The 15,813-nt window shown below is 58.8% G+C and carries 12 protein-coding genes and 4 tRNA genes; all 16 read left to right on the top strand.

What is annotated here, in order from left to right:
• The first annotated feature begins 55 nt into the window (after nucleotides 1-55).
• The 16 genes from VPH40_RS11625 (at nucleotide 56) to rpoB (ending at nucleotide 15,806) form a co-directional block, all read left to right on the top strand.
• The gene (locus VPH40_RS11625; RefSeq protein ID WP_251349426.1) at nucleotides 56-1,207 is read left to right on the top strand and encodes a class I SAM-dependent methyltransferase; all 1,152 of its coding nucleotides are present in this window, start codon (nucleotides 56-58) and stop codon (nucleotides 1,205-1,207) included.
• Nucleotides 1,208-1,356: 149 nt separating this feature from the next.
• Nucleotides 1,357-2,448, top strand: coding sequence for a J domain-containing protein (locus VPH40_RS11620; protein ID WP_328573501.1), 1,092 nt, complete (start codon nucleotides 1,357-1,359; stop codon nucleotides 2,446-2,448).
• Between the two features lie 63 nt (nucleotides 2,449-2,511).
• Nucleotides 2,512-4,107 (top strand): DUF3369 domain-containing protein, encoded by a 1,596-nt coding sequence (locus VPH40_RS11615; protein WP_099665767.1) that lies wholly within the window; start codon nucleotides 2,512-2,514, stop codon nucleotides 4,105-4,107.
• A gap of 133 nt (nucleotides 4,108-4,240) precedes the next feature.
• A complete protein-coding gene (locus VPH40_RS11610; protein ID WP_099665766.1) occupies nucleotides 4,241-5,887 on the top strand; it encodes a tetratricopeptide repeat-containing response regulator in 1,647 nt (548 codons plus the stop codon).
• 222 nt (nucleotides 5,888-6,109) lie between these two features.
• A tRNA-Tyr gene (locus VPH40_RS11605) sits at nucleotides 6,110-6,194 on the top strand.
• A 62-nt stretch (nucleotides 6,195-6,256) separates the two neighbouring features.
• A tRNA-Gly gene (locus VPH40_RS11600) sits at nucleotides 6,257-6,330 on the top strand.
• Nucleotides 6,331-6,373: 43 nt separating this feature from the next.
• Nucleotides 6,374-6,448: transfer RNA gene (locus VPH40_RS11595), tRNA-Thr, on the top strand.
• A gap of 88 nt (nucleotides 6,449-6,536) precedes the next feature.
• Nucleotides 6,537-7,727: an elongation factor Tu gene (gene tuf, locus VPH40_RS11590; protein WP_077398776.1), complete on the top strand. Its 1,191-nt coding sequence runs from the start codon at nucleotides 6,537-6,539 to the stop codon at nucleotides 7,725-7,727.
• Between the two features lie 66 nt (nucleotides 7,728-7,793).
• Nucleotides 7,794-7,869: transfer RNA gene (locus tag VPH40_RS11585), tRNA-Trp, on the top strand.
• Between the two features lie 32 nt (nucleotides 7,870-7,901).
• Nucleotides 7,902-8,285 carry a preprotein translocase subunit SecE gene (gene secE, locus VPH40_RS11580; RefSeq protein WP_010394308.1) on the top strand — a complete coding sequence of 128 codons (384 nt, stop codon included), beginning with the start codon at nucleotides 7,902-7,904 and terminating at the stop codon, nucleotides 8,283-8,285.
• Nucleotides 8,285-8,911 (top strand): transcription termination/antitermination protein NusG, encoded by a 627-nt coding sequence (gene nusG / locus VPH40_RS11575; protein WP_077398778.1) that lies wholly within the window; start codon nucleotides 8,285-8,287, stop codon nucleotides 8,909-8,911. The genes secE and nusG overlap by 1 nt, the downstream gene beginning before the upstream one ends.
• A gap of 115 nt (nucleotides 8,912-9,026) precedes the next feature.
• Nucleotides 9,027-9,461: a 50S ribosomal protein L11 gene (gene rplK, locus VPH40_RS11570; protein WP_034753131.1), complete on the top strand. Its 435-nt coding sequence runs from the start codon at nucleotides 9,027-9,029 to the stop codon at nucleotides 9,459-9,461.
• The gene (gene rplA / locus VPH40_RS11565; RefSeq protein ID WP_034753134.1) at nucleotides 9,461-10,156 is read left to right on the top strand and encodes a 50S ribosomal protein L1; all 696 of its coding nucleotides are present in this window, start codon (nucleotides 9,461-9,463) and stop codon (nucleotides 10,154-10,156) included. The genes rplK and rplA overlap by 1 nt, the downstream gene beginning before the upstream one ends.
• A 320-nt stretch (nucleotides 10,157-10,476) precedes the next feature.
• Nucleotides 10,477-11,016, top strand: a complete 540-nt coding sequence (gene rplJ / locus VPH40_RS11560) for a 50S ribosomal protein L10 (RefSeq protein WP_034753621.1) — start codon at nucleotides 10,477-10,479, stop codon at nucleotides 11,014-11,016.
• A 67-nt stretch (nucleotides 11,017-11,083) separates the two neighbouring features.
• Nucleotides 11,084-11,455, top strand: coding sequence for a 50S ribosomal protein L7/L12 (gene rplL, locus VPH40_RS11555; protein ID WP_034753136.1), 372 nt, complete (start codon nucleotides 11,084-11,086; stop codon nucleotides 11,453-11,455).
• A gap of 244 nt (nucleotides 11,456-11,699) precedes the next feature.
• Nucleotides 11,700-15,806 (top strand): DNA-directed RNA polymerase subunit beta, encoded by a 4,107-nt coding sequence (rpoB, locus tag VPH40_RS11550; RefSeq protein ID WP_219118875.1) that lies wholly within the window; start codon nucleotides 11,700-11,702, stop codon nucleotides 15,804-15,806.
• Nucleotides 15,807-15,813: the final 7 nt, after the last annotated feature.

The raw sequence follows: 15,813 nt of genomic DNA, 5'->3' as shown, positions 1-15,813 counted from the left end.
TATTCGGTGGACGCCACACTGGCGGCATGCGCCGCCGATTCGCTACAATGCGGGAATGTCTCTTCCCGCACCCGATAGCGACGCGCTGGCCGCGTCCCATGCCTTGCAGCACCAGATTGCCGCCGAAATCGCGCGCAATGACGGCGCCATTCCCTTTGTCCGCTTCATGGAGCTGGCGCTGTATGCGCCTGACCTCGGCTATTACAGCGGCGGCGCCGCCAAGCTGGGCAAAGATGGCGATTTTACAACCGCGCCGGAGATTTCGCCCCTGTTCGGCGCCACGCTGGCCCATGTGGCAGCCGCTATTATGGCGCAAACGGCCCCGCGCATCCTCGAATTCGGCGCCGGCACGGGCAAGCTGGCCTGCGACATCCTGACGGAAGCGGCGAATGCCGGCATCCATGTCGAACAGTATGCGATCGTCGAATTGTCCGGCGAATTGCGCGCGCGCCAGGAGCTGGCGCTGGCAGCCTTCCCGCAAGTGGTGTGGCTCGACGGATTTCCCGACAGTTTCGAGGGCGCCGTGTTCGGCAATGAAGTGCTGGACGCCATGCCCGTCAACCTGATCAGCAAGACGCCCGCCGGCTGGTGCGAACTCGACGTCAGCATCGCCGACGGCCAGTTCGTGTTTGTCGAACGGCCCGCTGGCGCCGATGTGGCTGCGCAGATCGCCGCCCAGGTGCCCGAGGCGGACGCCTTGCCGGTCGGCTATGTCACGGAAATTCATGGCGTCGCCTGCGGTTTCATGCGCTCGCTGGCGCGCATGCTGACCAATGGCAAGGGCGGCGCGGCCGTGCTGTTCGACTATGGTTTTCCTGCGCATGAGTATTACCTGGACTTGCGCGCCACGGGCACCCTGATGTGCCATTACCGCCATCACGCCCACGCGGAACCGTTTTATCTGCCCGGCTTGCAGGACATCACGGCCCACGTGGATTTTACGGCGATGGCGGTGGCGGCGCAGGAGGCGGGCCTAGATGTGCTCGCCTACATGAACCAGGCGTCCTTCCTGCTGGGCGCGGGTCTCGGCGACTTGCTGCTGCGCACCGATCCGGAGCAGGTCAAGACCTATTTGCCGCAGGCGAGCGCCGTGCAAAAACTGGTGTCGCCCGCCGAGATGGGGGAATTGTTCAAGGTGCTGGTGGTGGGGCACCGCGTGGAGTTGCCGGAAGTGCTGTTGTCCAGCGACCGCAGTCACCGCTTGTAAGCGCCTGCAATATCAAGGCAGGGCAGTATCGCCCTGCAATTTCCTGTCCGCCGGTGGTTATTATCTTGTCATATCGTATATGATGACCGACACAGCACGGTTCCATCCTGCAAGAACCCGTCGCCGCGCACCGATTTCAAGATAGAACGATGGGAAAGATACATACACACTATGACAACCTGAAGGTGGCGCGCCTGGCGCCGCAGGAAGTCATACGTGCCGCGTACAAAGCCCTCAGCCAGAAATACCACCCGGACAAGAATCCCGGCGACGAAAAGGCCGCCCGCATCATGGCGATCCTCAACAGCGCCTATGGCACCTTGTCCGATCCACAACGCCGCAAGGAACACGACGAGTGGATCGCCGCCGAGGAATGGGAAATCGAATGGCTGGAAAGCACCCACCAGGAAGAAGGCAAGGGCCGCGATGCCCGCGCGAAAGGCCATGCCCAGCCGCATGAACACGCCTGGGCGCAGGATGTGCCGCCGCCGAAGGGCAAGCCGCGGCGCGGCCTGCAACCCGTCTGGCGCAACTGGCGCTGGTGGCTGAGTTTGTTTATCTGCCTGTTGCTGGGCTGGCTGGCCGCCTTGCTGATGCTCGACACGTCGCAGCCCGTGCCTGCCGCGCTGGCGTCGGCCTGGAGCGGCCTGGCCCGCGACGGCGCCAAGCCCCATGCGGAAGCGGCCACGCCGGCGGCCGGTGCCGTGTCGTCGTCGAAAGGCGAGGCGGTGGCAGTCGACAGCTGGGCCGTGGGCAAGCCGTATGCGCCCGAGCCGCCGCAAGCGAAGACGCCGGAGATCCGCGTGCTGGCCGTGTCCCAGCTGAGCCTGAAAGGCATCCAGCCCGCCTGCGATGGGGCAGGCAAGGCCGAGTCCCCATCGCTGGTGGCGCCGAATGGCGAACCCTGGCCGACCCATTCCGGCTATGTCGATGGATTCCCGATCGGTAACAAGGGCGATGAGCTGGCCGTGAGCATCGACAACAGCGGCAATGCGGCGCCCGTGTTCGTCAAGCTGTTTGACACGGAGCGGCGCTCGAACGTGCGCTACCTGTACATCCTCGCGTACGACAAGCTGCTGGTGGAGCAGCTCAGCGCGGGCAAGTATGAAGTGCGCTACCAGGCCGTCGGGCCTGGCCAGGATAGTTGTGGCGGCGCCACGCGCAGCGGTGCCTCGGCGCCGGCGTCGTCGCCGTCCGCCAGCGAAGGCGGTACGCAGAATCCTGTTGTAAGCAGCATCTAATCTGATTATGCTTGATATGCGTCAACGCAGCGTCCACATCGAACTTATCCATTAGGAGTATTCATGACCGACCTCAAGGCCGATGCAGATGATAACTGGCTGCTCGACGAAGATGAGCCGGTGGCCAGTCCTGCCGGGCTGGCCGCGCCCGACCAGCGCCTGTGGCGTGTCCTGATCGTCGATGATGACGTCGACGTGCATGCAGTCACGCGGCTGGCGCTGCGCAATGTCAGTTTCAAGGGCCGCGAACTGGAACTGTTTTCCGCCTACAGCGGCCGCGAGGCGTACGACATCCTGCGCGACACGCCCGATATCGCGCTGGTGCTGCTCGACGTGGTGATGGAAACGGATGACGCCGGCCTGATCCTCGCCAAGCGCATCCGCGCCGACCTGAACAACTCCATCGTGCGCGTCGTGCTGCGCACGGGCCAGCCGGGCCAGGCGCCCGAGCAGCGCGTCATCATCGAATACGACATCAACGATTACAAGGCCAAGACGGAACTGACGACGCAAAAGTTGTTTACCACCGTCATCTCGGCCCTGCGCGCCTACGAGAGCCTGATGATGCTCGAACGCAGCCGTATCGGTCTGGGCAAGATCCTCGCCGGCGCCACCAATCTGTATCAGATCCATTCCCTGCGCGAATTCGCTTCCGGCGTGCTGAACCAGGTCAGCGCCATCCTCGACGTGGGCGCCGACGGCGTGCTGTGCCTGATGCAGGGCGGCGCCGGACGGCCCGAGGTGGTGGCCGCCACGGGCACGTATGCCGTGCTGGCCGAGTCCGAAGCGATGCCTGCCGACCATGCCCTCACGTCCACCATCGACAAGGCGTTCGCGGAAAAGCGCAGCCAGTTCGAGCATCCGGCCAATGTGCTGTTCATCCACACGGAAGGCAACCGCGAGCTGGCCATCTCCGTCACGCCGCCGTGGCCGCTGGCGCAGATCCAGCGCGACTTGCTGGAAGTGTTTTGCCAGCGTATCGCCGCCGCCTTCGACAACCTGTACATGTTCGGCCAGCTGCGCAAGGCGCAGGAAGCGACCGTGGTGGCGCTGGCCGACCTGGCCGAGTTCCGCGACAGCGACACGGGCGGCCACGTGCGGCGGGTGCAGTTGTTGTCCGACGCCATCGCCCGGCGCATGCAGCAACGCGGCGTGTATGCCGACGAGCTGACCCCGCAGCTGCTCGACATGATAGGCCTGGCCAGCATCCTGCACGACGTGGGCAAGGTGGCCACGCCGGACGCCGTGCTGCTCAAGCCCGGCAAGCATACGGACGAGGAGCGGGCGCAGATGCAGCTGCACGCCAGCGTCGGACGCACCATCCTCGAGCGGGCCGCCAACATGGTCGACGGCGTCAGCTATCTCACGTATGGCGCGCAGATCGCCGGCGGCCACCACGAACACTTCGATGGCGCCGGTTATCCGAATGGCTTGAAAGGGCGCAACATTCCCGTGGCCGCGCGCATCGTTGCCGTGGTCGACGTCTTCGATGCCCTGCTGCACGAGCGGCCCTACAAGGAGCCGTGGCCGTATCCGCAGGTGCGCGAATACATTGAGCAGCGCAGCGGCAGCCAGTTCGATCCGGAAGTGGTGACGGCGCTGCTGGAACTGATCGACCATGAGCCGCAACTGTGGCATCCGGAGCGCGCCGTCGCTTGAGCAGCAACGTCGTCGGCATTTTTCGGCACGCCGCCATTCCCTTGCGCGCGGCGCCGTCATATACTCGGCAGCCTCATGCTGGCTGGCGCCACGCACCAGTGTGGCGCGCCGCGGAGTTTTCGGACATCACGACATGAAAGAACTCAAGGGCCTTAGCGCACTGATCATCGAGCCGCATCCGGGCATGCGCGCCAGCCTGCACAATATGCTCAACCTGTGCGGCCTGGCGAAGATCGATGACGCGGCCAGCTCGGGCCAGGCGATTCGCATGCTGGGCAGCAAATCGTATGATTTGATCCTGTGCGAATACGATCTCGATGGCGGGCAGGATGGCCAGCAGATGCTGGAAGACCTGCGCCACCACAAATTGATGCACGCATCGACCATGTTTTTCATGGTCACGGGCGAAGGCAGCTTCGCCAAGGTGGTCAGCGCCGTCGAGCTGTTGCCCACCGATTACATTCTGAAACCTTTCACCGCTGACAACATGCTCGAGCGCATCGGCCGCGCGCTGGACAAGCGCAATGCCTTCGTGCCCGTGTACGAGCTGATCGACGTGGGCAACGAGCGCGCGGCGATTGCCGCCTGCGCGGAGGGCGCCAGCCTGTATCCCCGCTACGCCACCGATTTTCTGCGCTTGCGCGCGGAATTGCATTTGCTGCTGGGCGAAGCGGCCGACGCCGAGCCGATCTACGCGGGCCTGTACGCAGCCAAGTCCATCGGCTGGGCGCGCCTGGGACAGGCCAAGACGCAGTTCCTGCTGGGCGAGTACGAAGCGGCGCAAGGCACCCTGGAGGGATTGCTGGAAAACAACAAGCGTTTTCTCGACGCATATGACTGGCTGGCGCGCACGCATCTGGCGCAAGGCAAGCCGGAACTGGCGCAGGCCGCCCTGAGCGAAGCGGTGGCCCTGTCGCCGCACGCCGTGCGCCGCTTGCGCCGCCTGGGCGAGGCGGCCCTGGCGGCCGACGATATCGAGATGGCGGAAAAATCCCTGAAGTTGGTCGTCAGCAAGGCCAAGTATTCGGAATTCCGCGATCCGGAAGACCATGTGCGCCTGGTGCAGACCCTGGTGCGCAAGGGCGACCCGCTGCAGGTGGGCGCCGTGATCCGCGACCTCGACAAGTCGATGGGCGGGCAAAAGAATGCGGAGCTGTGCAGTGCGCTGTGCAGCGCCATGCTGCATGCGCATACGGGCAACGAGGAGCGCCTGCAGCAATCGCTCGACGCGGCGCTGGCCGCCAACCGCCACAGCGTGGGCGGCTCGAACATGCTGAAAACCGAACTGGCGCGCCACTGCCTGGCGCATGGGCGCGAAGACGGCGCCGCCGAGGTGATGCGCGAAGTCATGCGCAATGCGCCCGACAGTGCGGCCATGACGCGCGCCATGGCCGTGTTCGAGCATGCCGGGCGCGACGAGCTGGCCAAGGCGCTGGCGCGCCAAAGCCGCCAGGAAGTGGCCGACATGGTGGCGGCCGGCGCCGCCAGGGCGGGAGAGGGCGATTTCCGCGGCGCCGTCGATCTGATGGGCGAAGCCGTCACGCGCCTGCCCGATAATCCGCAAGTGGTGTTCAATGCGGCCGTGGCCGTGCTGAAATGCCTGGAGCACGAAGGCTGGGATGAACGCATGGGGCAGCAGGCGCTGACGTTTATCGCCGGCGTGCGCCGCCTGGACCCGCGCAACCCCAAATTGCCCGTGCTGTCGGGCCTGCATCAGCAGTTGTTGCGTAAATATAAGCCTCTCGGCAACTCCTGGATGCATCCGCCTGACGCCCGGTAAAAGGGGAAAATGACGGGAAAATGCGGTTTCCCGGCAGGGGGGATAAAAAAAATCCAAAAAAAGCAGACTTTTTCGCGCCAACCCTTGCACATTCTCAAATCGGGAGCTTATAATCACGCCCCGAAGCAGCCAACTTCTTCTTTATAAGCAAATGCAGCAGTCAGGCATCAGTAAATAAGGTTGACAGTTGTGAGTAGATGCTTCATACTCTGCGGTTCCCGCGGAGGGGTGGCCGAGTGGTTAAAGGCGACAGACTGTAAATCTGTTCTCTATGAGTACGCTGGTTCGAATCCAGCCCCCTCCACCAAGTTTTTGCAAGGAAAACTGGGTAGTAGCAAAAGTAAGTGAAGATAAAGTGAACGATACCTCGCGGGTGTAGCTCAATGGTAGAGCAGAAGCCTTCCAAGCTTACGACGAGGGTTCGATTCCCTTCACCCGCTCCAGTTTCCGTTCAGATGCTTGATGCATCGCATGCAACAAATTACAGCCCTTGTAGCTCAGTGGTAGAGCACTCCCTTGGTAAGGGAGAGGCCACGTGTTCGATCCACGTCAAGGGCACCAGAATTCGCAGCAGGCAGCACAGAAGCAATTCAAACCAGACCGTCGGGCGTGTGCCTGAGCAATCTAATCAAATCATTAGGAGTTCAAAATGGCAAAAGGTAAATTCGAACGGACCAAGCCGCACGTCAACGTCGGCACCATCGGCCACGTCGACCACGGTAAAACCACGCTGACCGCTGCAATCGCAACGGTTCTGTCGAAGAAATTCGGCGGCGAAGCTAAAGCATACGACCAGATCGATGCAGCTCCAGAAGAAAAAGCGCGCGGTATCACGATTAACACCGCCCACGTCGAGTACGAAACGGAAACGCGTCACTACGCGCACGTTGACTGCCCAGGCCACGCCGATTACATCAAAAACATGATTACCGGTGCTGCCCAGATGGACGGCGCGATCCTGGTGTGCTCCGCAGCTGACGGCCCAATGCCACAGACCCGCGAGCACATCCTGCTGGCCCGCCAAGTTGGCGTTCCATACATCATCGTGTTCCTGAACAAGTGCGACCTGGTCGACGACGCAGAGCTGCTGGAACTGGTTGAAATGGAAGTGCGCGAGCTGTTGTCGAAGTACGAATTCCCGGGCGACGACCTGCCAATCATCAAAGGTTCGGCACGTATGGCGCTGGAAGGCAAAGAAGGCGAAATGGGCGTTGACGCAGTGCTGCGTCTGGCCGATGCGCTGGATGCTTACATCCCAACGCCAGAGCGCGCTGTTGACGGCGCCTTCCTGATGCCAGTAGAAGACGTGTTCTCGATCTCGGGTCGCGGTACCGTTGTGACCGGTCGTATCGAGCGCGGCATTGTTAAAGTCGGCGAAGAGATCGAAATCGTCGGTATCACCGATACCGTCAAAACGACTTGCACCGGCGTGGAAATGTTCCGCAAACTGCTGGACCAAGGTCAAGCAGGCGACAACGTTGGTCTGCTGCTGCGTGGCACCAAGCGTGAAGACGTGCAGCGTGGTCAAGTTCTGGCAAAGCCAGGCTCGATCAAGCCGCATGCTCACTTCACCGGCGAGATCTATGTTCTGTCGAAAGACGAAGGCGGCCGTCATACGCCATTCTTCAACAACTATCGTCCACAGTTCTACTTCCGTACGACGGACGTAACCGGTTCGATCGAGTTGCCAGCAGACAAAGAAATGGTCATGCCAGGCGATAACGTGTCGATCACCGTCAAGCTGATCAACCCGATCGCGATGGAAGAAGGTCTGCGCTTCGCTATCCGCGAAGGCGGCCGTACCGTCGGCGCCGGCGTGGTTGCAAAAATCATCGCATAAGGAAATGTTATGCTACCACCCGGGGCGTCCTGGGTGGTAGAATAGCACTCCTCGAAAGTTTTACGTAGGGACGTAGCTCAATTGGCAGAGCGTCGGTCTCCAAAACCGAAGGTTGGGGGTTCGATGCCCTCCGTCCCTGCCACCGTCAAGGTGCAGGGCACCGAAAGTAGAAAAATGTCAAATCAATCCGTGCAAACCGTTAGCACGTCGAGTGACAAGATAAAAGTCGCGCTGGCAATAGTGGCTGCGATTGCAGGAGTAGTCGGGTTTTATTACCTGGCAGGCCAACCAGCTCTGGTGCGTGCAAGCGCGCTTGTGGCTGGTTTGGTTATTGCTGTTGCGCTCTTGTATGTCTCGACGACCGGCCGTGAATTTCTCAATTTCGCCAAAGAAGCTGTGCGCGAAACCAAGAAAGTCGTTTGGCCTACCCGCAAAGAAGCCACGCAGATTACTGCGATCGTGTTTGCCTTTGTGCTGGTCATGGCGATTTTCCTGTGGGGCACGGATAAATTGCTCGAGTTTTTGTTGTATGACGTAATTCTGGGTTGGAAAAAATAATGAGCGAAAATGTGCATGATGAAGCGGCGAACGAGTCCGTTCCGGGCGACGCTCCGGTAGCGGACACTGGTGCAGCGCTGAGCGTACCAGTGAGCAGCAAGCGCTGGTATGTCGTGCATGCTTATTCCGGCATGGAAAAAAGCGTCATGCGCGCACTGACCGAGCGCATCGAGCGCGCGGGCATGCAAGACCAGTTCGGCCAGATCCTGGTGCCGATCGAAGAAGTTGTCGAAGTCAAGAATGGTGTCAAGTCCGTCACCGAACGTCGTTTCTATCCTGGCTATGTGCTGGTTGAAATGGAAATGACGGACGAAAGCTGGCACTTGGTCAAGAACACCAGCAAGGTTACCGGTTTCATTGGTGGCAAGTCGAACAAGCCGACGCCGATCTCCGCGCGCGAAATCGACGGCATCATGAAGCAGATGCAGGAAGGTGTTGAAAAGCCCCGTCCGAAAACCTTGTACGAAGTGGGCGAGCAAGTACGCATTAAGGATGGTCCGTTTACCGACTTCAACGGCAATGTCGAAGAAGTCAATTACGAGAAATCCAAAGTGCGCGTCTCGGTCACCATTTTCGGTCGCGCTACTCCGGTAGAGCTCGAATTCGGCCAGGTCGAAAAAGTCTAAGTATTATCAAGCGCCACCAGGAGCGTCGCGGCAGTCTCAGCGAAATCCGGTCAGAGGAGCCCCGCCAGGGTAGGATCGGCGGGGCGCTACTACTCAATCCAAGATAGGAGCCATCATGGCAAAGAAAATCATTGGTTTTATCAAGCTGCAAGTGCCAGCTGGTAAAGCAAACCCATCCCCACCAATCGGTCCAGCTCTGGGTCAACGTGGTCTGAACATCATGGAATTCTGCAAGGCCTTCAATGCACAGACCCAAGGTCTGGAGCCAGGCATGCCGATTCCAGTCGTGATCACCGCATTTGCGGACAAGTCCTTCACGTTCGTGATGAAGACGCCTCCAGCAACCTACCTGATCAAAAAAGCTGCTGCGATCACCAAAGGTTCGCCGAAGCCACATACCGACAAAGTCGGTACGCTGACCCGCGCACAAGCTGAAGAAATCGCTAAATTGAAAACCCCTGATCTGACCGCTGCCGACATGGATGCTGCTGTACGCACCATCGCTGGTTCCGCTCGTTCGATTGGTATCACGGTGGAAGGTGTTGTATAATGGCTAAGTTATCCAAACGTATCAAGGCTTTGAAAGCCAAAGTCGACCGTACCAAAGTGTACGCTTTCGACAACGCTGTCGCTCTGATCAAAGAGTGCGCAACGGCCAAGTTCAATGAATCGATCGACGTATCGGTACAACTGGGTGTTGATCCTAAGAAATCCGACCAAGTGGTGCGCGGCTCCGTCGTGCTGCCAGCTGGTACCGGCAAAACCGTACGCGTGGCAGTATTCGCGTCGGGCGAAAAAGCTGAAGCTGCTAAAGCAGCTGGCGCCGACATCGTTGGTATGGAAGACCTGGCTGAGCAGATCAAAGCCGGCGACATGCCTTTCGATATCGTTATCGCTTCGCCAGATACCATGCGTATCGTTGGTACCCTGGGTCAGATCCTGGGCCCACGCGGCATGATGCCTAACCCGAAAGTTGGCACTGTTACTCCTGACGTCGCTACCGCCGTGAAAAACGCGAAAGCCGGTCAAGTTCAGTACCGTACCGACAAATCCGGTATCATCCACGCTACCATCGGCCGTAAATCGTTCGCTGACGCAGATCTGAAGTCGAATCTGGTCGCACTGATCGACGCACTGAACAAAGCCAAGCCAGCATCGAGCAAAGGCGTGTACCTGCGCAAAGTTTCGCTGTCGTCGACCATGGGCGCTGGCGTCCGTGTTGATCAGGCTAGCCTGGCAGCTTAAGTAACAGAATCAAGTCCTGTAGCGCCTTCGGGCGCTGCGGGCGCATCTTTGGGCTGTCTGCCCGGTGTTCGCACCAGGCAGGCAGACAATCAAAGACCGTTGGGCCGACTGCGATTGCACATGCAGAAGGTTAATAGGCTTGCCGGCAACGGCAAGTGCCCAACGCAGATGGTGTACCCGAACAAGTTTTGTAGTCTTCATGCTGCGTGAATCCATCCGCTCAGTTTAGTACTTCTTGACTTCGGACGCCGTGTTCGAACCGATGCAAGGCGCTCAACCACTCGGTTGTGATTGCCGAACATCATTTAAGGAGGTTGACCGTGAGTCTCAATCTGAATGACAAAAAGGCCGTCGTCGCCGAAGTTTCCGCACAAGTAGCAAATGCGCAAACGATCGTCGTGGCCGAATATCGTGGCATCCAGGTTGGTCACTTGACGCAACTGCGTGCTAAAGCGCGTGCCCAAGGCGTGTACCTGCGTGTGTTGAAAAACACTCTGGCTCGTCGCTCCGTTGAAGGTACCGCATTCGCCAGCCTGGCAGATGCCATGACCGGCCCGTTGATCTACTCGATCTCGGCCGATGCCGTTGCAGCAGCTAAAGTCATCGCTGACTTCGCTAAAACCAACGACAAACTGGTCATCAAAGCAGGTAACTACGCAGGCAAGCCGCTGGATACAGCTGCTGTCACCGCGTTGGCGAGCATTCCTAGCCGTGAAGTCCTCATTTCGCAGTTGTTGGGCGTTATGCTGGCTCCGGTTTCGGGCTTTGCACGTGGTCTGGCTGCCCTGGCAGCGAAAAAAGGCGAAGGCGCCGAAGCTCCTGCAGAAGCAGCAGCAGAAGAAGCCCCAGCAGCCGCTTAATTGCGCGCGCTTTTTTCTCTCAGTACCAATCTGATGTAACTAACGTAATAAATTTAGGAGTTTCAAAATGGCAATTAGCAAAGACGATATCCTGGAAGCAGTTAGCGCCATGTCCGTAATGGACCTGAACGACCTGGTTAAAGCATTCGAAGAAAAATTCGGCGTGTCCGCAGCAGCGATGGCTTCGGCCGGTCCTGCAGCAGGCCCAGCAGCAGCTGCTGAAGAACAAACCGAATTCAACGTCATCCTTGACACCTTCGGCGCAAACAAAGTTGGCGTTATTAAAGCAGTTCGCGAAATCACCGGCCTGGGCTTGAAAGAAGCTAAAGACCTGGTCGATGGCGCACCAAAAACTGTGAAAGAAGCAGTGTCGAAAGCTGACGCTGAAGCTGCACAGAAGAAACTGGTAGAAGCCGGCGCAACCGCTTCGATCAAGTAATATCTGTACCGGCGGCAGTTAGCGCCCGAGTCAAAGTCTGAGGTTTCCCCTCGCAAGGGGGGAAATCCGACTTTGGCTCCTTTGTCGTCTGCATCGTATTTGTCATGTAGTTGTAGCAGCAGTTTTTATTCGATTCAAGCCGGAAAGCAGAGCCTTGAGGTTTCGTCTGTGTCACACGCAGCGGTGCAAACGAACACTTGCAAAACCTGAATTTTCTATCCTTTCTGTCACTCACGGAGTGTCCATGCACTACTCATTTACTGAGAAGAAACGCATTCGCAAATCATTCGCGAAGCGCGCCAACGTTCACCACGTTCCGTTCCTGCTGGCGACCCAGCTCGAGTCTTATCATAGCTTCTTGCAAGAGGACATAGCACCGTCCGGCCGCAAGAATGATGGCCTGCAGTCGGCTTTCACTTCGATTTTCCCTATCGTTTCGCACAATGGTTTTGCGCGTCTCGAATTCTTGTCGTACGTTCTGGGCGATCCTGCCTTCGACGTCAAAGAATGTCAACAACGTGGCCTGACGTTCGCGTCGCCGCTGCGCGCGAAAGTGCGCCTGGTGATCCTGGACAAGGAATCGCCAACCAAGCCCGTCGTCAAAGAGATGAAGGAACAGGAAGTCTACATGGGCGAATTGCCGCTCATGACGACCACCGGTTCGTTCGTGATCAACGGCACGGAGCGGGTTATCGTTTCCCAGTTGCACCGTTCGCCTGGCGTGTTCTTCGAGCACGACCGCGGCAAGACCCACTCGTCCGGTAAACTGCTGTTCTCCGCGCGTATCATTCCTTACCGCGGTTCGTGGCTGGACTTCGAGTTCGACCCGAAAGACATCCTGTTCTTCCGCGTCGACCGCCGCCGCAAGATGCCAGTGACGATCCTGCTCAAAGCCATCGGCATGTCGCATGAGCAAATCCTGGCGAACTTCTTCGTCTTCGACAATTTCAACCTGCGCTCCGAAGGCGCGGAAATGGAATTCGTCTCCGAGCGTCTGCGCGGCGAAGTGGCGCGTTTCGATATCGTCGACAAGTCGGGCAAGACCCTGGTGCTGAAAGACAAGCGTATCAACGCGAAACACGTGCGTGATATCGAAGCTGCCGGCATCAAGCACATTTCCGTACCGGAAGACTACCTGCTGGGCCGCGTATTGGCGAAGAACATCGTCGATGGCGATACCGGTGAAGTCGTCGCTTCCGCGAACGATGAGCTGACGGAAGACCTGCTGGGCCGCTTGCGCGATGCCAACATCTCCGAAATCCAGACCTTGTACACGAACGACCTGGATCAGGGCGCCTACATCTCGCAAACCCTGCGTATCGACGACACCGCCGACCAGATGGCTGCGAAAGTGGCAATCTACCGCATGATGCGTCCAGGCGAACCGCCAACGGAAGATTCCGTTGAAGCGTTGTTCAACGGCCTGTTCTACAACTCGGACCGCTACGACCTGTCGGCCGTGGGCCGCATGAAGTTCAACCGCCGCATTGGCCGCGATGAACTGACCGGCGCCATGACGCTGTCGAACGAAGACGTACTGGCCGTGATCAAGATCCTGGTGGAACTGCGCAATGGCCGCGGCGAAGTCGACGATATCGATCACCTGGGTAACCGTCGCGTACGTTGCGTGGGCGAGCTGGCCGAGAATCAATTCCGCGCCGGCCTGGTGCGTGTTGAGCGCGCCGTCAAGGAACGCCTCGGCCAAGCCGAAGCGGACAACCTGATGCCGCACGACCTGATCAACTCGAAGCCGATTTCGGCCGCGATTCGCGAGTTCTTCGGTTCGTCCCAGCTGTCGCAGTTCATGGACCAAACCAATCCTCTGTCGGAAATTACCCACAAGCGCCGCGTATCGGCTCTGGGACCCGGCGGTCTGACACGCGAACGCGCCGGCTTTGAAGTGCGCGACGTGCATCCGACCCACTACGGCCGCGTCTGCCCGATCGAGACACCGGAAGGTCCGAACATTGGTCTGATCAACTCGCTGGCTCTGTATGCCCGCCTGAATGAATACGGCTTCCTGGAAACCCCGTACCGCAAGGTCGAAGGCTCCAAGATTACCGATCAGATCGACTACCTGTCCGCCATCGAAGAAGGCCGCTACATCATCGCTCAGGCGAATGCGACCATCAACGACGAAGGCATGCTGTCCGATGAACTGGTCTCGGCCCGTGAAGCCGGCGAAACCATCCTGGTCTCCCCGGAGCGCATCCAGTACATGGACGTGGCGCCAGGCCAGATCGTTTCCGTCGCTGCCTCGCTGATTCCGTTCCTCGAACACGATGATGCAAACCGTGCATTGATGGGCGCCAACATGCAACGCCAGGCTGTGCCTTGCTTGCGTCCGGAAAAAGCGCTGGTCGGTACCGGTATCGAACGCACCGTTGCGGTCGACTCGGGCACCACCGTGCAAGCGCTGCGTGGCGGTATCGTCGATTACATCGATGCGGGCCGTGTCGTGATTCGCGTCAACGATGACGAAGCAACCGCTGGTGAAGTGGGCGTCGACATCTACAACCTGATCAAGTACACCCGTTCGAACCAGAACACCAACATCAACCAGCGTCCTATCGTGCAAGTGGGCGACCGTGTTGCCAAGCGCGACGTGATCGCCGACGGCGCATCGACCGACCTGGGTGAATTGGCGCTGGGCCAGAACATGACCGTGGCTTTCATGCCATGGAATGGTCTGAACTTCGAAGATTCGATCCTGATCTCGGAAAACGTCGTCAAGGACGACCGCTACACCTCGATTCACATCGAAGAGTTGTCGGTGGTGGCCCGTGACACGAAACTGGGCGCGGAAGAAATTACGCGCGACATCTCGAACCTGGCTGAAAATCAGCTGGCACGTCTGGATGAGTCCGGTATCGTCTACATCGGCGCTGAAGTACAAGCCGGCGATACCCTGGTTGGTAAAGTGACGCCAAAAGGCGAAACCCAGCTGACCCCGGAAGAGAAGCTGCTGCGCGCGATTTTCGGCGAAAAAGCTTCGGACGTGAAAGATACGTCGCTGCGCGTGCCTTCGGGCATGATCGGTACCGTGATCGACGTGCAAGTCTTCACCCGTGAAGGCATCGTGCGCGACAAGCGTGCCCAGCAAATTATCGATGACGAACTGAAACGCTTCCGTCTGGATTTGAACGACCAGATGCGTATCGTTGAAGGCGATGCCTTCCAGCGTCTGGAAAAAATGCTGATCGGCAAAGTTGTCAACGGCGGCCCTAAAAAGCTGGCCAAAGGCGCCAAGATCACCAAGGAATACCTGGCCGATCTGGACAAATACCACTGGTTCGACATCCGCCCTGCGGACGACGATGCAGCGGTAGCGCTGGAAGCGATCAAGGAATCGATCAACGAGAAGCGTCACCAGTTCGATCTGGCCTTCGAAGAGAAGCGTAAGAAACTGACGCAAGGCGATGAGCTGCAACCAGGCGTGCAAAAAATGGTCAAGGTCTACCTGGCCGTGAAACGCCGCCTGCAGTCGGGCGACAAGATGGCAGGTCGCCACGGTAACAAGGGTGTGGTTTCCCGTATTGTTCCTGTGGAAGACATGCCATACATGGCCGACGGCACGCCAGCCGACGTTGTGCTGAACCCGCTGGGCGTTCCTTCGCGGATGAACGTCGGTCAGATTCTCGAGACTCACTTGGGCTGGGCTGCCAAGGGTCTGGGTATCCGCATCGGCGAAATGCTGAAGGCGCAAACCAAGGTCGAGCAAGTGCGCAAGTACCTGACGACGATCTACAACGACAACGGCCGTGCTGAAGAGCTGGACAACTTCGACGACGAAGAGATCATGAAGCTGGCGGAAAACCTGAAAAAAGGTGTTCCATTCGCCACGCCAGTGTTCGACGGCGCCAATGAAGAAGAGATCCGCCGCATGCTGGACCTGGCGTATCCGGACGACATCGCCAAGAACCTGGGCATGACCGCTTCGAAAAACCAGGTGACCATGTATGACGGTCGCACCGGTGAAGCGTTCGAGCGCAAGGTTACTGTCGGCGTCATGCACATGCTGAAACTGCATCACTTGGTTGATGACAAGATGCATGCGCGTTCGACCGGTCCTTACTCGCTGGTGACGCAACAGCCACTGGGCGGTAAAGCCCAGTTCGGTGGTCAGCGTTTCGGTGAGATGGAAGTCTGGGCACTGGAAGCGTATGGCGCGTCGTATGTCTTGCAAGAGATGTTGACCGTCAAGTCCGATGACGTGAATGGCCGTACCAAAGTGTACGAGAACCTCGTCAAGGGCGACCACGTGATCGACGCCGGCATGCCGGAATCGTTCAACGTGCTGGTCAAGGAAATCCGTTCGCTGGGTATCGATATCGACCTCGAACGCAACTAAAAGACAG

It is taken from the genome of Janthinobacterium sp. P210005, assembly GCF_036231865.1.
Lineage (GTDB): Bacteria > Pseudomonadota > Gammaproteobacteria > Burkholderiales > Burkholderiaceae_D > Janthinobacterium > Janthinobacterium kumbetense.
The sequence above is the reverse complement of the archived record's forward strand: the minus strand, read 5'-3'. Positions and strand labels throughout refer to the sequence as shown.